This window comes from Halomonas sp. BC04 (genome assembly GCF_000568385.1).
In genome coordinates this window covers 1-20,758 of sequence record NZ_AZQX01000001.1, presented here as the reverse complement: position 1 = coordinate 20,758, position 20,758 = coordinate 1, and the positions used below count along the sequence as shown (strand labels likewise).

Here is a 20,758-nt window from a genome sequence, read left to right as displayed (position 1 = left end):
ATGTCCAAACGCGATTATTACGAAGTGCTGCTCGGCGTCGAGCGCGGGGCCGACACGAAAGAGATCAAGAAGGCCTACCGACGCCTGGCACAGAAATACCATCCGGACCGCAACCCGGATGACGAAAGCTCGGCCGAGCGTTTTCGGGAGGTCTCTGAAGCCTACGAGATCCTGAGCGACAGCGAGAAGCGTGCCGCCTATGACCAGTTCGGCCATGCCGGTGTCGACGGCCAGGCCGGCGGCTTCGGTGGCGGCGGCTTCGGTGGTGGTGCCGGGGCCGGTGGCTTCAGCGACATCTTCGGCGACGTCTTCGGCGATATCTTCGGCGGTGGCGGCGGCCGGCGCAGCCCCCATGCGCCGCAGCGGGGCAGCGACCTGCGCTACAACCTGGAGCTCGACCTGGAGAGCGCGGTTTCCGGCACCACCGTCGATATCCGCGTGCCGCGCCACATCGAGTGCGACCGCTGCGACGGCCAGGGTGCCGAGCCGGGTTCCAGCAAGGAGACTTGCCCCACCTGTAACGGTCATGGCCAGGTGCGCATGCAGCAGGGCTTCTTCGCCGTGCAGCAGACCTGTCCCACCTGTCACGGTAACGGCGTGCACATCAAGGTGCCCTGCCACAAGTGCCACGGCGAGGGCCGGGTGCGCGAGACCCGCACCCTGTCGGTGAAGATTCCCGCAGGCGTCGATACCGGCGATCGCATTCGTCTCAACGGCGAGGGCGAGTCCGGCATTAACGGCGGGCCGCCCGGCGATCTCTACGTCCAGGTGGCGATCAAGCCGCACCATATCTTCCAGCGCGACGGCAAGCACCTGCACTGCGAGGTGCCGATCAACTTCATCGATGCCGCCCTGGGCGGTGAGCTGGAAGTGCCGACGCTGGACGGCCGGGTCAAGCTCAAAATCCCCCCCGAGACCCAGACCGGGCGGCTGTTCCGCCTGCGCGGCAAGGGCGTCAAGCCGGTGCGCGGCGGCCCCCCGGGCGACCTGCTGTGCAAGGTGGTGGTCGAGACCCCGGTCAACCTCAACGAAGAGCAGAAGGAACTGCTGCGCCAGCTCCAGGAGAGCCTGGGAGGCACCAACAGCGCCCACCACTCGCCCAAGAAGAGCGGCTTCTTCGACGGCGTGAAGCGGTTCTTCGAGGATATGAAGCCGTAACGCTTCCGGCTCTCCCCGGAAACGAAAGGGCCCCCGGCATCGCCAGATGCCGGGGGCCTTTGTGTCCAGATTTCAGCGTTGGAGGTGATCCATGTATCAAGTTAGGGCCGCCTTGGCGTGGAGCCAAGGGGGCTGGTGAGGCAATAGGTTACCTGATCAATTCTAGACTGTGCAGCTTTGGAAGATGGAACTTCATGTCCTGGGAGAGGTTTCCCTGCAATTACCTGCTGTGCTAGTCTCGAAGTACATTTTGGCTATGCATTAAGCTAAGGTAGTGAGCTTTTTTCCCCATTGATTAAGGATAAGAAGCGTGAAGTTCAAACGGTTGCTGGATAGCCTAGCGAGATCATCGGCTCAAGCAGTAAGTACTCTTGGGCAAGGAGAAAGTGAAGAAGAGGAGCTAAAACAATATCTGTATGTGGAAACTGAAATAGAAAAAGATTTCAAAAAAACCCTAGATTCATGTCGAGGCTCTACTTCGGTTGTTTTCCTTTGTGGTTCTAGCGGTGATGGAAAATCAGAGATTCTAAAGCGGTATTATAAGGATTATTCAGAGGATTTTTTTTTCCACCTTGATGCAACTCATAGTTTTAGACCGGATCAGAGTGCTATTGAAACACTGGACCAACTTTTCGATAAATATAAATATTCCGATAAGCCGCTAGTAATAGGCATAAACGTGGGGATGCTATTCAACTATGCGGCAACTGGGTCGGAACGCCATCAAGATATAAGGTCAGCGATTGAGGAGTTTACCAGCGCAGGAATTTTCAGCTCTCCATTCATTTTTTTGAATTTCGAGGATTATCCGAAATTTAGTCTTGAGGATGGCTCTGCCGGGTCGGCATTTATCAGCAAGCTGCTAGAGAGGATAGTTTATCCCTCTGAAAAAAACCCTCTTTACCGTGCCTATTTGGATGAAAGAGAGGAGTCGTCCGGCTTACTGAGCATCAATTATAGACTCCTCCAGCAGGAAGTGGTAAGGGAGCGAATAGTACAGCTTTTGCTTTCTTCACGGTTGCGTTTTGATCAATTTTTATCTGCACGGGCGCTGCTGGATTTTGTTCACCACTTAATCTGTGGTCCGCAAAACCTTTTCGAAAACTTATTTGCATGTGGTCACAATGAACTCTGTGACATTATTAGTCATTTTGACCCTTGCTCAATCCGGTCGCAAAAGCTTGACCAGTTTCTCATCCAGCATTCCTTAGGAGTGAAGGAGCAGAGATTTACTGAATTCCAGGAAGAAGTTTTCAGTGCATTCAATATAAAAGGGTTAGACGCTGCTGGCTGGTTGCGACTATTCTATGTACTCCAAGATCTCAAGATCGGCAATAATTACCACCAGGAATATGTCGAGGATCTTCAGCGCCCTTTATATGGCCGATATATTGATGTATGGCGATTACATGCAGCCTTTGACAACGGTGCAGAAAAAAGACAATTACTTCGAAAGTTTTATAATGATGAATTGATATCAGCTTTAATGCGCTTTGGGAACCGCCTGTCTCCTTCATTGATAAAGCGAAAACACATGTATTTGTGCAAGCGAAACGGTGTTGTCATCTCTGCCCAAGCAGATATTCGGCCAGATTTCAAAAGGATCGAAGGCGAGGCAGTAAAAAATATTTACGAATTTCCTATTTGCTTAAAGGTTTCGGATGTTCCTTTGAGGACGTTTCACGTCAATGTGAATTTCCTTGAACTGGTAACAAAGATTAATAATGGTTATCGGCCTAATAAGCATGACAAGAATACCATTGTTATTTTGGAAGAAGTCGTGGATGAGGTGACCAGGGTTGCTGTTCGAGCGAAGAAGTTATTTTTCACAACCGATTATCGACAAATTTCGCTTACCAATGAGCCGGATGACGGGGAGTTTGTGGTTGGAGGTGATGAATGAGTATCTCTGAAAACTTGGCTAAGCTTGCTGATCAAGAAATACAGGAACGAAACCTTGTTAATAGTTTTCTGCCCTTTCGGCAGCAGAGATCTAACGCTGCAGAATACGATTTTGAAGCTATAGCTGGTAGTGTTCTCTCTGCAGCTCTTGGACAAAAAATTAAAAAAGGCCATAGTCTGGAATCATATAAGGGCGAAGTCATTTCGCGACTAGCAAATAAACTAACTGATAATTCCATGGATGGTCTCATTCATGAAATGTATTTCAGTGGTGAAGTTCCTGGTCTTTATAAGGTGTCGCCAGAATTTCTTCTATTTAAAGAGTCTGTTGCTGATGGATCGACCAATAAGCATGTGTCCCAGTTGTTTAAAAACTTCGTTGCAGAAAGTGGTAGGACATTTTCCAAGCTAAGTAGTGAAGTCAACTTCCTAGAGTTAGAGTTGATATCAGAGCTTCAGGATGATTTGGAAGCATACCGGCCAGTATCACTGGAGTCTCCCTATCTTCCCTTCCTTTCCGGGTTATTTGTTGAGGATCTTCAGTTCCTATCCGGGCATCCTAACTATCTGCTTGACAACATTCGTTCGTTCTTTGGTCTATATGTTTTTTTGTATAGTGCCCAATTGGCATTAAATATTAATGAATGGGAATCTGAGCCAAAAAGCAAGCCTCTTTATTTTATACTAGATACTGAAAAGGCAAGTTTGGAGCGCAAAGATGTAAGAAAAGCCTTTCTATGGCTGAAAGATAAGGTTGCTGATTTGTTTCCTGTTTTATCAATGTTGGAGTATCTGAATCAACCTCAGAATAAGAAAGCAGTTAAGTATCCATTGTGGCAGTTTTTAAGCTATATTGAGAGTCTCAGTGAGGTGGAGCGTGGCAATGTTCAAAGGTCAATGGAGATCTTCTGCGAGAAATATCGGGATAAGCGAAGTCTTCCAAAGCATGGAGAATATCCAAGTGACATTGTTTCCATGATCCGTGTCTTAACGGGAACTGCCAAGGAGATCTTCAGTAGACGGGGAACTAGTCAGTTCACGGTTAATAGCAAGTTTGTGAATGCGTTTGAGAATGAAATTGCGCAACACTTCATTCAGGCGAGAGGCCGTTCAGGACGAGTCTTAGTGATCTCTCAGGACTATTTGCTTCTACTTGCTAATTTGGCAGTTGGTGCTCGAGAGAAAATACAATTTCAGGAACTATTAGCCGAATTTCGGAAGCGAGGTATTTGGTTTGATCGCCAATCTGAGCAAGCGATTATAAAGTTTCTCGAGCGCATCGGGAATGTTGAAAGAATGAGTGATAGCGGGGATGCAGTATATGTCAGAAAGACACTTTGAAGCCTTTCTCGTAAAGAATCTGAAAAAATGGCTGCAAGGGAAGATATCAAAAGGAGACCGATATCAGTTCAAGTCGCCAGATCCAGAAAATACGGTTGCGCTGGTTTCAGAACTTTTATCAAGCCGGGACGGCGTGCTCTCGGTCCGTGATCAGGAGCTATCCTACATTGATATCGATGGCTTCCGCCTCTTGGTTGTGGGCCACTTAGAGCAGCATAATATACAGAACGCTTGTTATACTGAAAACTATATTTCCAACCTGCGAGACGCTGTCGCAGCACAAGACTCACCTTTTGAAAAATGTGCACTACTGATCATTCACAATAGCCTATTGGACACACTAATAAACAGTGCTCTTGATCTCGCGCGAGGAGACGCTGTATGGTCCCCGAAATCTATCAAGCAACAGCTTGAAGGGTTGATTTCAGAGGGGCTTAGCAATCAGGTCGCTTCACGTTGCCTACTCGAACATCAGGTTCGTGTAATCACAGAAGAAGATTCCAGTGTTTTCGGATTCAGGCACCTACACGACTCGATGCTTGACGGAGTTCTTTGTTTCGAGGAGTTGGGCCTATTTAATGACCCCATTGTGCTTAGCAATACTAATGAAAAGCAGGTCGAACGTCGTCTTGAGGTCAATCGACAGTTACGGTCAGAGATTGAGTTTGCTGTCGAACACTATCCTAACGATCTTGAAGAGCGGCTGACGAAATTCGGCTCTAAGTTTATCCAAAAACACTTTGGCGAAAATCCAGAAGAGCCATGGAGCACATTAAATTATGGCGATTTCAAGGCTGAAGAGGATCAGCAGAAAAAGCTTTCGCTTGATTTTGAGGGGCTAGAGGAAAAAGATTGTGTAGTTCAAGTTCGTAATAAAAAAGAGACTGCAGCAGGACTGCGAGATAAACACCTAATTATTGTGATGCCTGAAGGCCAAGAAAGATTTGAGTTTAAGATAAAATTCGTAGGACAAAGGCTAGAGAAGCATGAGCTAGAGCCGCAGCCTAAAAAAATTTCAGATCGTGTCGCTATTGAGTTCTATGGCCGAGGCAAAAAGTCGGTTTATACGGTATCTGGTGCATGCGGAGTAGATCCACTGTTTTTTACACTGCGCTTAAATCGCGACTCTTCGAGCGAGAAGTATAGCTTTCATTGTATGGTCCTCCGTGAGGGAGCATTTCACCTGGCTTCCTTTGAAAACCAGTTTCTAATTGACCGAATCCGAAGGGCTCTCGTCCTACAGGCCGAGCAGCATGTGCTGGAAATCAATCCGAAGCTAACGGAATGCCTGACCCTTGATGACAGTGGAAAAGCGATATCTACCACGGAATACGGGAGAGTAGATTTTCAGCAACTGTATGAGGAGTCCGACGAGGTAAGTTTCATCCTAACGAACGGCGAGACGGAACTAACCGTACTAGTTGAAGGAGAAGCAAGCAAGGAGAGTGTCCGCTTACCCTTGATGCTTGATCCGGACCGGTTCGCGAGACTTTTCAATGACGATAACTACAACGGTATTTATCGACGGGCTAAAGAAACAGTTGTCATAGACAATCAGGAATCTGAACCACTGTTCCTGAGGAAACAGTTACTATTGGCCGAAGCTTCATTCGTGTCAGATGAATTAATCGAATGGGATCAGAATCATAGCAATGGAATCTCAGCTTCGAATTTGCAGCTTGCTGATAAGGTACTTTATACTAAGTATCAAGCGCTGATTGCCTACTTTCAGCAGAGGAAGACACTCCCTTCGCTTGCAAGCTGGGGGCCTGAGCTAGTCGATATTGCCAGGGATTTTGTTTTCGCGTGTATTCAATATCTTGAGTCCATTCCGAAAGGGCAAACCCTCAGCACCGTGAACCGTTTGGTCATGCGTGTAGGTTTTGCCACAATTGAAGGGCGAAGGTTCCTTACACCATTCCATCCGTTGGTAATCGCTTACTATATTAATTTGATTGATGAGATAAAATTTGATGGAGACGCTCGAAGCTTTAAACAGCTTCCTGAGGTCACGAAAAACCGTTTAACCCCTCGTGGATTGATACCTCATCTTTATGATCCGGTGCACAGGTATAGTTACACACAGTCTGTTAAGCAGAACCCCTTTTGGCTCGAGGTGGTGCCCCATCAAGACACGAGTTTCGATTTCGTTACCACTCTTGTTAAACACAAGATCGAAGAGTTCACGGCTACCTTCACAAAACTCTTTCAGCATGTAGAAGATGCCCCCCTGCTCATCAACTCGGTGAACAATGCTGAAAATTATGAATTGTTCCGAGGTATTGTTTCTTATTACCAGGATAATTTGGAAAAGGGGTGCTATATTCACGTTAATCTTTATGATGAGGAGCTCATAGAAACAGAGTTTGATGTTTTTGCCGAGATGGGGCTGTATGACGACATTAAGAAGAATTATCGATTAGATAAAGGCGCTGCGCGTCGGAATGCAGACACCATTATTGATCTTTTAAGGACTCGTTTTACCTACAGTAAGTTCCGGCACGATGCGGCTGATAACCAGGCCTATGCTCATCTTTGTTTTTTTAAGAATGATCAAAAAGTTGAAGCCGTAGACAATAACATAGACGAACATCTGTCAGGCGTGGCCTGTGGCGGCTTGTTAAACGGTGAGTCATCTCGAAGTGAGAACGGTCGGTTCTTCACCGCTTTTGGGCTAAAAGGAGTCGTCTACGAGAACAAGCCACACCTGAAGCTCGCTAAGCTTGTTGGCTCACTTTCTCGTCCTGCGCAGTCGAAAAATGACCGCTACCATGATCATTCAGCTATCAGCTTAGCTGTCAGCGAGGACTTCAGATCTCTGCTGCAGCGTTCATACGATAGTTCAATATGGACAACTATTATCGATCCAAAGGTGACCTTGGAGTTTTTCGAGACGACCAAGGGTGTGATACTCATCCACTATTCCGATCAGTACACTAGTTCCTCTGGGTATGATGCGATCACCGTAACTAAGCAGGTGGATCTGTATAAGAATATACTAGGAAGTTCTGGTGTCGATCTTATTCGGGAATTTAACGCCTTTAATGGTGAGTGGCTCCTCAAATTAATCACGGACCCCCTTACCGAAAAAATTGCCAAACAGGGGATAATAGGCGCATACAAGATCGTGAGTGTGTTGCTAGATCAGTCGGATATCACCTGGGTTCCGCTCTCCGTTGCAGAAATGATCCGTGTGGCTGGCAATATTGGACTAGCGATGTCTGATAGTGACTTCTCACGTTACAACCGAGAGATTCGAAAAGGCGTTATCTCTGACGACATCATCTTTGCTGGATTCAAAGATAACCACCTCTATCTCCTACCTGTTGAGGTAAAAGCAGGCTCCCGTCCAGACTTTACCAAGGCTCGGAAGCAGGCGGTTGAGCTGAAAAGATACATGGAAGAAGATTTGTTGGGACCGAACACCATGGAGGCACGGCTATACAGGGCTCTGTTTGTCAGGCAAGTTCTTCTCCAGATAGAAAAGTACGAGCTTTATGAGGTTTTTGAAAAAGAGCACTTCGGATTCTTCCTCGAAAGGAGAGAGGAATGGCTTGAAGGAAATTATGCGATTGGCCAGCTTCGCAACTATCCAAAAGCGATGGTTGTCGCACACATCAATGCTGAGAGTTGTTTTGAGGAAAATTACGAAATACGGGAAGAGGTGCTTGAAGCAGAGATTCCTATGGGCATCCTTGAACAGCTTGTTCGCACTCCCTATCGAGAGCTAAAAAAGAAAATTAAAGATAAAAGAATTCTCCACGTACCAGATGCATTTTTCCTTTCATCTTTTGAGCAATTCGAAGATGCTGATGGAGAGTGTGTCTCTAAGGAATCGCAAGAGAAGAGTGAGGAGGTAGAATCAGTTTCCAAGGTAGAGGAGGTAGAGGAGGTAGAGGAGGTAGAGGAGGTAGAGGAGGTAGAGCCGCTAGCTCCAGCTAACGACGGCGCCTCATCAGGTGAAGAGGATTCGTTAAAAGTTGAGCCGGGTCCTCTTAAGGTCCAGTTTGGCACCGACGTGCAAACTGGTGAGTCGGTCTACTGGGAGCCAACGAATACTGATAAGCTCTTCAATACGAACACTGGTATTATCGGCACCATGGGGACTGGAAAAACTCAGTTTACCAAGTCAGTAATTACCCAGTTGTACCGAAATCAGCACCAGAACGTTGATGGATTACCCATTGGTATTCTGATCTTTGACTATAAGGCGGATTATGTAAAAGAAGATTTTGTCCAGGCTACTAACGCGAAAGTTCTAGATCTCCACCGCCTTCCTTTTAATCCGTTCGCCATATTTGGTGACCGACCGATGCAGCCCGTACACACAGCGAATTTGTTCAGAAGCACGCTTGCAAAGGCTTTTGGTCTCGGGAACAAGCAACAAAATAAAATTCGCACGTTAGTGATGGATGCATATGAGCGTGCAGGTATTTATCCGCAAGATAGGGTGACCTGGACGAGGCCGGCTCCGACCTTATGCGATGTATGGGGGCTCTATCAGGAACAAGAAAAAGTGGAGCATGATTCTCTCCACGCAGCGCTAGACGATCTGATGAGCTTTGAAATCTTTGAGTCAAATACATCTGAGACACTATCACTCTACGATATGCTGGAGGGTGTGACAGTCATTAATCTATCTGGCTATGATACGCAGATACAGAATTTAGTAGTTGCTTTAACTTTAGATCTGTTCTATACGCAGATGCACCAGAAAGGTAGCTCTCGAATTAACGGTAAATATCGCCAAATATCCAAAATGATTTTAGTGGATGAGGCAGATAATTTCATGTCGCAAGACTTTGAAAGTCTGAAGAAAATTTTAAAGGAAGGTCGAGAGTTTGGGGTGGGCTCTATTCTGTCAACGCAAGAGTTGACTCATTTTAGAACGGCTGAAAATGATTATTCTAACTTGATACTTTCATGGGTTGTTCATCAAGTTCCAGGTGCTAGTAGCAAAGATGTAAGATCAATTTTTAATGTCAGCTCGAAACAAGACGAAGAGGCCATTGTCAATAGTATAAGAAAAATGTCTAAGCATAACAGTTTGTATGTAACGGGCAGCAAAAAAGTCATTAAAACTAAGGATTTGGCATTTTGGGAGCTAATCGGAAATCTTTAATCTCTAGATTTTAATAATCAATGAGGTTGCCCCTCCGGCACTGAACAGTCTATGGTGAAGCTATGGAGGGGCACTCAGTTTGACACTGGGTACCCCGGAGGTCACATAACGGCACGCTCCACATGAAGTGCCCATTTTTTTGCGGCTTCGCTCTTTTCTTGTTTTCCATATAGATTTATTAGAACTGCTTCAGTGACTTCCTCTAGCTCTCCTAACCATGTCGATTTTTCTAGCATCATATGGCCACTAATGAATTCTTGCGTTGTCTCCGTGATCGGCCCTTGCTCTATAGACCTGAAAAAAAGTTCCCTTGCAAGTATGTTAGGTGGCACACCTGTGCGTTGCTTTTCGCGCTTTAGTTTTTCTTCCATGCTTTTCGTTAAAGAAAATCGACTAGGCAGCATTAGAAGTATCCTTTCACCAAAATAGTTTCGCCAGAGTTATTGGAAAAATTGAGTGAATAAGTTTTAGAGATGGCATCTTTAAAAGCTTTAGCAACTTCGTTAATTCGTATTTCTGTATCTGTTGAAAGCAAAACCACTTGGTGGCTTGCATTGGGAAAATAGTTTTCAGTTACCCTTGCTCTATGCTTTGAGTCCAGGCGACCGAGCGGTGTGTCAATGATGATAGGTAGTCGGCGTCCTGAGGCTTGTCCTAGTGCTTCCAACATTGCTGTTGCGTATATCTGTTTCTCGCCAGCCGATAGTTGCTCGCGTTCTATGATTCTTCCATCGCTATACGCTAATTGCACTCCAAATGTATTTGGATCAATTTTCGGGATAAGGCTATTATGCCACTTGCGTGTCAATCGCTTGAAAGACTCACCAAAATGATATTCAAGCTCGTGAATTTTGCTGATCTTTGCTTGATTGGAGTAACTGGCTAACATCTCTCGGGCTGATTTGGCCATTTCGATAGCATGAACATTATCAGATTGGTGCTGGTGCTCGGCTTCAAGCTTTCGCAGTTTGCGAATACAGTCCATAGCAGCGCGTAGCTCACGCTTAGAGTTTTCACGCTTTTCTTCAATTTGGCTATTAAGGCGGCCTTGCTTAATCTGTGCTTCAGTCAGCTGTTCATAGAGTGGTTTGATTCGCTGCTCGTCTGGAGCGCGCTCCAGATTTGTGGCGCACTCACTGATCTTGTGCCGAAGGTTCTCGAGCTGCTTCTCAAGCTCGTCGACCTCCTTCTTCTGCTTTGGTGCTTCTACGGTGATCTGGTGACGCAGATTTTCAATCTCCCTATCCGAAATGTCATGCACCATCTCCACCTTCTTGGGCGGCTTCAAGTTCTTGCCAAAGGCCTTTTCAATAGCTTGATCAAGTAGCCCTTCTTTACCTTGCAGTGCGCCTGCCAGCTCGTTACGCAGTGCTTTAGCTTGGCGTTTCGCGGCTTGATGAGTGACTAGCTGCGTGCGAAAGCTGCTCTCGGCATCGAGCTGAGCTAGCAATGTCCCTAGTGCTGTGGGTGCCAGTGCCAAGGGATAGAGAGAACCTTTTAGTGAACGTATCTGACTTCTGATGATTTCCTGTTCAGCCAGCAGGCGCTCCATCCGCTCCTTTTCAGCTGCCTGATTTTCGTACCAGGCGCCGCCATGGGCTTCTATCTTCTGCTCCAGGCGAGCGATATCGGCCCTCAGGTTATGCAGTTGATCCTCTAGTTTTTCTTTACTCTCGAGCTCATGTTGGTAGGCTGCGTATCGCCGCTCATACTCAGCCTCTAGCGATTCGGCCTCTTGGCGAATCGCCTCGGGTAGTCTGCCTTTCGAATGGTTGCGGATGTAGACGCCGAGGTCTGCACGCAGCTTATTAACAAGGTCTAGCCCTAGCAGTCGTTGGATGGCATCAGCTAGCGCTGCATTGCCCTTGGATTCCGCCAGCTCTGCAATTTTCTCTCCATCGAAGAAGAAAAGGTCGGCAATCCCCAGGGGGATCAGATCATTCAGGAAACTCTGGTTTTGCTCATGAGAGAGGTTGGATAGCACCTCTTCATCACGTGTAATCTGGAGGTTTTCTGTAACCGCACCGCTGGTATCACGGAACCAGCTGCGTACGACATCGTAATCGTGCTGTTGTCCACCGCGGCTATCACTGAACATCAGGCGTACGTAGGCACTATTCGGTGCACGCTCAGCTCCACTGGGCTTGTGTATGCAGTCCGCCAAGTATTGGAAATACTCCTCACTGGAGACCTTGGCGCCTAGAATGCGGCGTCCATAAAGAGTAAGCCGAACGGCTGTCAGGATGGATGTCTTGCCAGCACCGTTCAGGCCGCCAAATAGGATAATTGGTTTTTGGCCGCTTGGGCCTTCTGGTGTAAGATCGATCTCATGGTCACCTCGAAAGACCCTGAAATTGCCCAGTTTCAGCGTGTTCAGGATCATTTGCTCAGTTCCTCGTACTGGATTTCCAACCCAGCCAGCAGCTCGTCATAGACGCTCTTGGCGTTGCGAGTTTTTCCTTGGTAGCTGGTGTTTTCCTGGAATATGTCTTGCATTTTCCCCTTGGCCGCTTGCATCCCCTCCAATGCCATACTGGCATCCTGTTTCTTGGTGTGCAGTGTGTCGAGCTCTCCCCAGTCTTGGTTGAGAAGGGTGTCGATTCTCTTGAAGACCCCGTGGCGTTTGCTGAGCCATCCAGAGATTGCTCCAGCTGCAAGAGCTTGATGGCAAGCTCAATGGGAGTGCCATGCTCCTGGCAAGCCTCTCTCAAGGCGACCGCATCCTGTTGCGACAGCACCCCCGCTGAGTCCTGCATCCACTCAAGCTTATAGCCATAAACGCTGGCATAGATGGCGGGCAGCGTATCCAATGCATCCGGCTCATTGGGGTCGTTGAGCCACTCAAGGCGGATATGCTTCAGCTCGTCCTCATGGATCAGGCGTATGGGGTTGCCGCCGTCGTTGAGATTCTTCTGGATCTCAAGCAGTTTTTTGAGCCAAGCCTGGCGGTATGATATCCAATATGGGCCTGGAATTACCTTCTTCTCGATGGTGGTGTCATCGTCGATTTGGCCACGTGCGTACTGCACCTTGCCGGTACGGCGCTTATGGTTCCGGTACTTGGCTTTGTTGTGAGGCTTTGTCGTTCGATACAGCAGGTCGCGGAAGGATTTGAGTCGCTTCATCCAGACCTCCCCCGACTCAATCAACCCCTCCATGGCACGGTCTTTTGTTACCACGGTACAGGTCCAGCAGCCGAAGCGGGAATTCCCGCAGGAGGGTGTCTTGGTGTCGATGACAACCGGGCACTCGCCCGCACTTGAGTCCTTGTATAGCTCGAACAACTGGTGATGCGTTCCGCCCCATGCGCAGGTGCGCCCAAGAGGTACATCCACACTTCATCGAAGGTCCAGTCTTCGATGGGCATGTAGGTATAGGCACCGGGCAGGGACGAGTGCTTGGATAGAAGCGATCCGTCCACCTTGTGTTTGGCAATAACCTGGGCCCGTGAAGCGCTTTCCTGGCTACGGGCGCCTAGAACCACGACCACCTCGCCGTGACGGGTCACTTTATCCAGGATGAAGCTGCTTACCGGGTCAATTTTCATCCGCTCGGTACACCAGCGGAAACTTTGCGTCGGTGCGGGATACCCTTTACCAAGGAGGTTAACCCAGAAGGTTTCATTTGCCTTCGGAACTACCTGGTGGGCGGTGAACGGGAGGCCCTGCTCTTTTGCTCTTAGATTGATGTGCTCCAGGGTCGAGGAAATCATATCGACCACTACCGGTGTCTCAACCAGCGTATCGGAGCTGACGACGTAAACGTGCTTGTGTCGCTCGTGAGCAGGCAGCTTCTCGATAGCCGTATAGATCAGCGATAAGACGACGGTCGAATCTTTGCCGCCGCTGAAGCCGATCACCCAGGGGCGCTCGTCTTCCAGGTATAGGGTTTGTAGTTCGGAGAGCAGGTCAGGGAGGGGCCGCCCGGCAAAGCTCTGCGCGGCAACCATTTCGTCCTGAGTGGCAAAAAGCGTGGCGGTGCTCATGTTAAAAACATGTCCTCGAGTTGGCGCTGGCCATCGCTGAGCGGGATGCCTAAACGCTGTTTGAGGTAGCTGGCGAGTAGCTCAACAGAGGTGTGGGATTTGGAAATACGGCCATTTTGCAGGCAGCGTCCTTCCCATTCGGGATTCGAGCGTTGCCAATTCTCATCTGCCAGGGGCTGCAGTCGATTGGCATACCAGTCGGGATCATAGTCCGGCGCCTCATACCTCAACGATGCGCAAGAAACGGCTAGTGCTTGTAGAAAAACGCCATGGGCATGAATGCTGCCTTGGCGTAACCGCATAGGTAGGCTGGTATTATCCAGGGCATGCTGCCAGTCAGGCATGACTTGGCATACCCCCAGCCAGAAGGCGATGCATTGAGTATGTTCGGGGCCGCTGGCCATGTCGCGCTTACGCTTCTCCAGAAAGCGCCAGTTGGCGTTCTTGATTGCGCTCAGTGTGAACAGTTTCCTAGATTTCAACGGCAGGGAGCTCTTCTCGACCTCGGTAAGCTCTCGGAAGCAAGGCACTTCCTGCATCACGCAGCGGGCCAGGGTTGAGGCGGAATCGCGCTTGTCAAAAAATGTGTTAAGCGAGGTGCTGGGACGGATCGCGTGGCGGTTCAGGTCAGCAAACATCTGCTGGCTGCGCTTCAACCCTTCGTCGATGAACAGCAAAACAGGAATGCTGTCGTGGCCTAGCTCACGCTTCTTGGTAACAGCCCGCTCAATAGCGGCGCGCCGATGCTGGCCATCATTAATGAGAAGCCGGGCTTCTTGAGGGATGCGGAGCATGCCGACTAATGGCACCAGCTCCTCCCCGGTGGGCACAAATTCTGCCTCCTGGTCTAGCGAGGCTGTGATGGCAGGCAAGATATAGTTATCGGAATTTTGCGTCAGGTAATCGGTTATCTCAGGTATGCGTCCAGGGTTGACAGCACGTTGCGCTCGCTCTTCCGGCGGTAGGCCAGAATCGTCATAGTGGAACAGCTTTGGAATGAGGCGCAGCGGGCACATGATGGTGTAGCATGCACGCCCTCCCTGAATCCCTCGCAAAGCTGGGAAATCATGGGTTTGCTGAGTTTTTACTCTTGCCATCTGTGCCATGAGTACGTTACTTAAGACGTAAAGGTACGTTTATTTTAACGTTTATGCTGCCGACTGGAAAACTATTTTTTACAGGTTTTCAGCCCTGCAGGCATGAAGTCGTTGCTAATCAGTAGTCTGTATGTGCATGGCTATGTTGGTATCTGTTGTTGGTCGGCGCCTATCGCCGCGCGTAGCCACGACTCCTCGGCTGGCTTCGCCGTTTCAAACAACCGCCGCCATGCCAGGTAATTCGGCAAGTACGCTGTCCCCACCCCATGAAAGCGCCCCATCCAGCCCTTCAATCGGCTGATATAACTGTTGACGTTCTGAATGTGGTATTCCTTGCCGATCACTCGCTGATTATCGAGTGTGATCAGGCGATGATGAGCAATGCCATGGTCAGCAGAGAAGGTTTTATACCAACTGTGCCCGTCAGAACATAAAATCGAGTCGCGATCGATAATCGGTGACAGAAATTCATGGACAGTAGATTTCTGGAGCGCCGGATCCACTAAGTCGCTGATCTTCCCGTTACGGTCGCGCGCAATAAGCACCTGAATCTTTTGCTCTTTTTTCTTCAAATTGCCTTGCCCGCCGCGCTTTCGAGTTTTGCGGTGAGTGATCTGGCGCTTTCCTTTGCAGGACTCCAGGAAGAACGTTTCGTCTACCTCGATGATGCCGGATAATGGATTGGCGTTATCTTGAGCGCTCGTTTTCAGGAAGCGATGTCGCCAGCGGAAGGCCGTCTTCAAATCGATGCCCACTCGGGCCGCAGAGACGCGCAACGTCAGACTATCTCGCATGCAGCGCAGGTAGTCGAACCACTTGTCGCGGTGCTGCAATTTGGCCAAAGGCGTGCCTGTGAGGGCATTGAACGTCTTGTGACAATCAGGATTCGGACAGCGATACCGCTGCAGGCCACCGCTGCGTCCCCACTTGGTAGGGTGCTCAGCGCCACAGTGCGGGCATGAAAGGTGAGATCTTGCGGTGTCGAGCAGAGTATTCGCTTGTGAGCTGATTTGCCCAAGGATCTGATATGCCAGGTATTTCTTGAGATCAACAGGGAGGCTTGCCAGGGTCTGCTCAAGGGCTTTGAGGTCTGCTTGTTTCATGGCGTGCTCCAGAGGCAAACTGGATATACAGTAGTTTATACAGTATTTTTAAAGCACGCCAACAACAGATACCAACATAGCCTGGTATGTACAGTATTCGCGACAATGCCGGTGACAGGCAACAGGCAAGTGCTAATGGAAGTTAGGCATGGGTGGGTTGGTGACAAGAACAGCAAGGCGAGGTAGGGACATGCGCTGGAACCATCTGGAAACGGCGTGACTAATAATCCTGTTCTACCATCACTTTGTGGTGACCGTGATCAATACCTCGATCCGAGAAGGTCGCACTGAATTCGGGCACATAGGGTGGCTGGGCGATATCGACCGCCACTCGATTCCGACCCGTGAGGAGCGCGACAGAAGGCTGAAGCCAGTCGTATAAGGGTACAGGGGGACCTTCATCTGGTTCAGGTCCGCCTTCAATTGACAGGAGGTTTCCATGTCGATTCGGCTGACCGACCCCCTGCGCCGTGAGTACGAGCAGCTGTTCGAGAGTTGCGACATCCTTCCCAAGCGCGAGGCCGAGGTGGAGCGCAGCGTCGATCGGCTGCTCTCCCATCGTGATCGCTACCAGACCGTGACCGAGCGCCGCGGGGTGCCCTGGCATTTCGTGGCGCTGGTGCACAGCATGGAATCGGGGTGCAGCTTCAGCAGCCACCTGCACAACGGCGATCCGCTCACCGCGCGCACCGTCCAGGTGCCCGCGGGCCGGCCGAAACGCGGTTCCCCGCCTTTCGATTGGGAAGTGAGCGCCGCCGATGCCATGGCGCTGAAGCGTCTGGACGGCGATACCGACTGGAGCCTGGCCGGCACCCTCTATCAGCTGGAGCGGTACAACGGCTGGGGCTACCGCATGTACCACTCTCACGTGCTTTCGCCTTACCTGTGGAGCTTCTCGACGCATTACACCAGTGGCCGCTACGTGGCCGATGGCCGCTGGTCCGACACCGCCGTCTCCCGCCAGTGCGGTGCGGCGGTGATGCTGCGGCGACTGGTCGAGCGCGGTGAGACGGACCTGGCCGACCAGCCGGACGGCGACGCTCTATGCGCAGGTGGCGGCCGAGCCAGCCGGCGATAAGGACAGCCAGCGCCCCCTGGTGTCGCGCCACCGCATGCGACGCAGCCGCCGCGATGCGGAGACCGAGAAGGCTCAGCGGCTGCAGCGCTGGTTGACCAGCTTCCCGGGCATTTTCCTGAAGGTCGATGGGATCCCCGGGGATCGCACCTCGAATGCCTATCGCCTGGTCACCGGCCACTACCTGCCCGGCGACCCGCGCGGTGAGTGAGTCGCCGGATCACGCCGCGGCCGTTCTGCGGATAAGCGGCTACCCTTGAGATAATGCGAGCACCGCAATAATAACAAACGTGAGGCCGTGTCATGAGTCATCGTCCCCTGGTACTGCTGCATGGCTGGAACGACGAGGGCAGCTCCTTCGAGAGGCTGGTCGGGCACCTGCGCAAGCGGTTGGGTCCCGAGCGCATTCAGCGCATCGCCATCGGCGATTACCTCTCCAAGGATGACGCCCTGCGCTTCGATGACCTGCAGGCGGCCCTGGATCGCGCCTGGACAGCGCGGGGGCTGCCCCGGGATGTGGCCAGCGTTGACCTTGTCGTGCACTCCACGGGTGGCCTGGTGATCCGCGACTGGCTGGTGCGTCACTTCAGCCCCGATAAGGTCCCGGTCAAGCATCTGGTGATGCTCGCGCCGGCCAACTTCGGCTCGCCGCTGGCGCACATGGGCCGGTCGATGCTGGGGCGTATCACCAATGGTTTCTTCAGCCGTCAGGCGGGGCAGGCGGTGTTGGAGACCGGGGCCAATATCCTGCGCGGCCTGGAGTTGGCCAGTCCCTTCAGCTGGGCGTTGGCCATGCAGGATCGTTTCGCCGAGGGCGAGAGCATGTACGCCCCCGGGCGGATCCTGTGCACCGTGCTGTGCGGTAATACCGGCTACGGCGGCATCCGCTCGCTGGCCAACGAGGAGGGCGGCGACGGCACCGTGCGACTCGCCACGGCCAATCTCAACTGCGGCCACATGAAAATTGCCTTTCGCGAAAAGGAGCGCGACGCCGGCCGAGTCACCGTACCCGAAGTGGTCGACTACCGGTCGTCCAGCGGACGCTGCGCCTTTCGCATCCTCGACGGGCTGGATCACTCGGCGATCAAGCTCAGCGCCGCCGAAAGTCGACTGAGCCGTGGCCAGCAGGAGACCCTGGCGCTGATCGAGCGTGCCCTGACCATCGAAGACACTGATTTCGACGCTTTCTGCGACGAGTGCGAAGCGGCCAACCAGCAGCTGACCCGCCAGCCGGGGGACAGGCGCGGCAAGGCCGGCTTCCAGAACACCGTGGTGCGAGTGCGCGACCAGTTCGACGTACCGGTGGAGGACTACCTGATCGAGTTCTATGATCCCAACCGTCCAGACGGTGGCGCACTGGCGCGTACCATCCACGAGTCGGCGATTCGCAAGGTGCATAACTACCAGGCCGACACCTCGCTGCGCAGCCTCTACATCGACACGACGCGACTGTGTGACGCCGTTGCTCGTGCCGACACCCGGCTGGGCATGTCGATCACAGCCGAGCCGATGCTGGACGAGGATGAGCGCACTGCCCGTTACACCCCGGTGGGGTTCCGCACCCTGGCCGACGAGGATATCGAGGACCTCTGCCTGGACGTCGACCAGCTGAGGGCACTGTTCCAGCCCCATCGCACCCTTCTGATCGAGATCTGTCTGCACCGTTCCCAGGCCGACAACGTGTTCCGATTGAACGAGCAGTAGGGCTGACCGGCGCTGGCGCTGTCTCGGGGCCTCAATGGCTGCAGAGGCGCCCATCCGAGCCCTCGTGCTGGCCTACCAGCTGCTGGAAGCAGGGCGATTGCTCCAGCAGCCGGGCGCCGATGCGGCGCAGCGCATCCACCTCCTCCGCGGGCAGGCTGAAGCCGGTGGGGATGCGCTGGAAGCGCTCCCGTTCGGCGTCGTCTTCCAGCCGGTCGAAGCCCACGTAGATGTAGTAGAGATCGATCTGGTGCAGGCCGTTGCCGGCCTCCCGGGAGAGACGCTGGGCGTCTGCGCGGTCGCGCAGGGTATCTCTGAGCAGCTCGACCGTATCGAAGGAGTAGTTGACCAGCGGCGTGGTGGCAATGGTGTTGATCACCTGTTTCGGGCCGGGGGAGCGGGGGGAGGTATCGAAGTTTGCCGCCAGACGTTCCGGCTTGGCGTCCACCACGATCACCACCAGCTTGTCGACGATCTCCCGGTTCATCTTGTTCAGCACGCTCCACTCCACCTCTTGCAGGGTGGGGGCACGCAGGGCATCGAGGGCGGGGCGCAGGCCGATATTGTCGGAGACACCGCCGTCGAGCAGGTGCACGTAGTCGCGCTCGGGCTCCTGGTAGCGCTGCCAGTTGCTGGCACGATAGTAGCGGCGGGGGTTGGTCTCCAGGCCCTGCAGGGCGTTGGCCACCCAGGGCGGTTCCTCATAGCCGCAGCGTCCGGGATAGCTGTTGAGCGTCAGCGGCGTGAAGGCGATGGGAAAGTTCGACGAGGCCGCCACGGCGCGTGAAAGCGGGATGCTGTCGAGATCGACGCACATCGGGTCCAGCTGGGACTGTACGAAGGTGAACTGGGACCCCTTGTCCATGTCGGTGGCATTGATCAGCAGGAAGGGCTTGCGCCCGTTATCTGCCAGGTCGGCGAAGCTGGCCTGATCGAAGAGCCGTTCCTGATAGACCTCCTCGGCGAGCTCGATGCGCCCGAAGGTGGGCGAGGCCAGCCTCGCCCAGTTGTAGGGGCTGAGCAGCCGGCGCTTCAGGTCCGATTCGACGTCACGGTAGAGAAACTCGCGCTGAAACCGGCCCCCCTCCTCGAAGATGTCGTCACGGTGCAGCCCGTAGTAGGCCGCGGTGAAGCTGCCGCCGGACACCGACGAGATGACGTCCACCTCATCCAGCAGGTTTCGCGACTCCCCGTCCATCTCGACCCAGCTGTCCCGCAGCTTCTCCAGCACCCCGTAGGCGAGCGCGGCGGCCCGCGTGCCCCCGCCGGAAAAGCTGACGATCACGAACAGCTCCTCGCTGTTGTCCGCCCCCGCGAGGTTGGCGTAGCGGTAGCCGCTGCTGGTATCGACACGCTCGAGGGGCTCCGCCTCGGGGAAGGAGGCGCAGCCGGCCAGTGCCGTCAGCGACAGGAGCAGACCGAGCGACAGCCTTGCGAGGGGGCTCACGGGTCCGGCTCCTTGAGGGTGAATTCGACGATCAGCGGCGCCGAGGGCAGGGTGTCGATGACCTCGACTCGCTGGCACTCGGGTGCGAAGTCCTGCGGCGGGGCCAGCGACACCGTATACCAGCCGGCATCGACCTGGCAGACCGACTGGGTCCAGGCGGCGGGCTCGCCGTCGAGCCAGACCTCGCGGCGCTGGGGAAAGATCACCTTCAGATATTCGGCCATGATTGCCTCCCGGTGATGGCGGAAGTAGGCTTTTCTGAAAACTCGGCGAGCGAAGGTCAGACAAGGCAAAAATCGGCGAAAAGACGGAGTTTACAAGCTGTAAATGAGTACTTGAGCCTATTTTTAACGCCGTATGACCGAGCGCAGCCAGTTTTCGGGCAAAGCCTAGAGCGTCTTCAGGTATTCGATTAATGCCGCCTTGTCCTCTTCGTCGAGCTGGGTGCCGAACGCGGCTCCCTCATGTCCCTGGTTGCTGTTGCCCGGCTCGGCGGTGTCATACAGGAAGCCGTGGCGTTCGGCGGCCTCGCCCTCATGGATGAAACCCATTCGCTCGGGATGGTAGACGTCATAGCCGCGGTAGAAGCGCTCGGGGCGCTGATCGGCAGGCTGGAGCAGGTCTTCCAGGGTGGGTACCGAGCCGTTGTGCAGGTAGGGGGCGCGCAGCCAGATGCCGGTCAACGGCTTGGCCACATAGCCGTCGGTCTTGACGAAGGCGTTGAAGTCCCAGGGGTACGCCTCGGCGTAGGCGTTGTAGCGCTCGGCGGCCTCGGCGGTCCACATCTCGAGGCGGTGGGGGTCGGTGCCGACCTCCGCCCGGGGGAT

The 20,758-nt window shown here is 52.6% G+C and carries 15 protein-coding genes and 1 pseudogene; 7 read left to right on the top strand and 9 right to left on the bottom strand.

Going from position 1 to position 20,758, the window contains the following annotated elements; translation table 11 throughout:
* From dnaJ to dptH, 4 genes are all read left to right on the top strand, one after another.
* A partial coding sequence (gene dnaJ, locus Q427_RS00075) for a molecular chaperone DnaJ (protein WP_043510055.1) occupies window positions 1-1,158 on the top strand: 1,158 nt, incomplete at its 5' end.
* Between the two features lie 310 nt (window positions 1,159-1,468).
* Window positions 1,469-3,061, top strand: coding sequence for a DNA phosphorothioation-dependent restriction protein DptF (gene dptF, locus Q427_RS00070; protein WP_043510053.1), 1,593 nt, complete (start codon window positions 1,469-1,471; stop codon window positions 3,059-3,061).
* Complete coding sequence (gene dptG, locus Q427_RS00065; protein WP_043510051.1) at window positions 3,058-4,401, top strand: DNA phosphorothioation-dependent restriction protein DptG; 1,344 nt, start codon at window positions 3,058-3,060, stop codon at window positions 4,399-4,401. The genes dptF and dptG overlap by 4 nt, the downstream gene beginning before the upstream one ends.
* Complete coding sequence (dptH, locus tag Q427_RS00060; protein WP_043510062.1) at window positions 4,382-9,523, top strand: DNA phosphorothioation-dependent restriction protein DptH; 5,142 nt, start codon at window positions 4,382-4,384, stop codon at window positions 9,521-9,523. Before dptG ends, dptH begins: the two co-directional genes overlap by 20 nt.
* Window positions 9,524-9,624: 101 nt before the next feature.
* Here dptH and Q427_RS00055 read toward each other — a convergent pair whose 3' ends face one another.
* From Q427_RS00055 to Q427_RS00035, 6 genes are all read right to left on the bottom strand, one after another.
* Window positions 9,625-9,927 (bottom strand): DndE family protein, encoded by a 303-nt coding sequence (locus tag Q427_RS00055; RefSeq protein WP_051495990.1) that lies wholly within the window; start codon window positions 9,925-9,927, stop codon window positions 9,625-9,627.
* The gene (gene dndD / locus Q427_RS00050) at window positions 9,927-11,906 is read right to left on the bottom strand and encodes a DNA sulfur modification protein DndD (protein WP_043510049.1); all 1,980 of its coding nucleotides are present in this window, start codon (window positions 11,904-11,906) and stop codon (window positions 9,927-9,929) included. Before dndD ends, Q427_RS00055 begins: the two co-directional genes overlap by 1 nt.
* A 4-nt stretch (window positions 11,907-11,910) precedes the next feature.
* Window positions 11,911-12,648 carry a hypothetical protein gene (locus Q427_RS32930; RefSeq protein WP_231613278.1) on the bottom strand — a complete coding sequence of 246 codons (738 nt, stop codon included), beginning with the start codon at window positions 12,646-12,648 and terminating at the stop codon, window positions 11,911-11,913.
* A 47-nt stretch (window positions 12,649-12,695) separates the two neighbouring features.
* The gene (dndC, locus tag Q427_RS32925) at window positions 12,696-13,508 is read right to left on the bottom strand and encodes a DNA phosphorothioation system sulfurtransferase DndC (RefSeq protein WP_231613277.1); all 813 of its coding nucleotides are present in this window, start codon (window positions 13,506-13,508) and stop codon (window positions 12,696-12,698) included.
* Window positions 13,505-14,614, bottom strand: a complete 1,110-nt coding sequence (dndB, locus tag Q427_RS00040) for a DNA sulfur modification protein DndB (protein ID WP_197030423.1) — start codon at window positions 14,612-14,614, stop codon at window positions 13,505-13,507. Before dndB ends, dndC begins: the two co-directional genes overlap by 4 nt.
* Before the next feature lie 131 nt (window positions 14,615-14,745).
* A complete protein-coding gene (locus Q427_RS00035; RefSeq protein ID WP_043510047.1) occupies window positions 14,746-15,708 on the bottom strand; it encodes an IS1595 family transposase in 963 nt (320 codons plus the stop codon).
* 439 nt (window positions 15,709-16,147) lie between these two features.
* Between Q427_RS00035 and Q427_RS00030 the strand changes: the two genes are divergently transcribed.
* From Q427_RS00030 to Q427_RS00020, 3 genes are all read left to right on the top strand, one after another.
* Window positions 16,148-16,786, top strand: coding sequence for a hypothetical protein (locus tag Q427_RS00030; protein WP_043510046.1), 639 nt, complete (start codon window positions 16,148-16,150; stop codon window positions 16,784-16,786).
* Window positions 16,761-16,994, top strand: coding sequence for a hypothetical protein (locus Q427_RS31790; protein WP_043510044.1), 234 nt, complete (start codon window positions 16,761-16,763; stop codon window positions 16,992-16,994). Before Q427_RS00030 ends, Q427_RS31790 begins: the two co-directional genes overlap by 26 nt.
* Window positions 16,995-17,086: 92 nt before the next feature.
* Window positions 17,087-18,487, top strand: coding sequence for an esterase/lipase family protein (locus Q427_RS00020; protein ID WP_051495989.1), 1,401 nt, complete (start codon window positions 17,087-17,089; stop codon window positions 18,485-18,487).
* Window positions 18,488-18,518: 31 nt separating this feature from the next.
* Here Q427_RS00020 and Q427_RS00015 read toward each other — a convergent pair whose 3' ends face one another.
* The 3 genes and pseudogenes from Q427_RS00015 to Q427_RS31780 all read right to left on the bottom strand — a co-directional run.
* Window positions 18,519-19,931, bottom strand: coding sequence for a patatin-like phospholipase family protein (locus tag Q427_RS00015; RefSeq protein WP_043510037.1), 1,413 nt, complete (start codon window positions 19,929-19,931; stop codon window positions 18,519-18,521).
* Window positions 19,928-20,155 carry a hypothetical protein gene (locus Q427_RS31785; RefSeq protein WP_043510031.1) on the bottom strand — a complete coding sequence of 76 codons (228 nt, stop codon included), beginning with the start codon at window positions 20,153-20,155 and terminating at the stop codon, window positions 19,928-19,930. Before Q427_RS31785 ends, Q427_RS00015 begins: the two co-directional genes overlap by 4 nt.
* Window positions 20,156-20,320: 165 nt before the next feature.
* Window positions 20,321-20,758: pseudogene (locus tag Q427_RS31780) on the bottom strand (hypothetical protein); the annotation flags it as partial.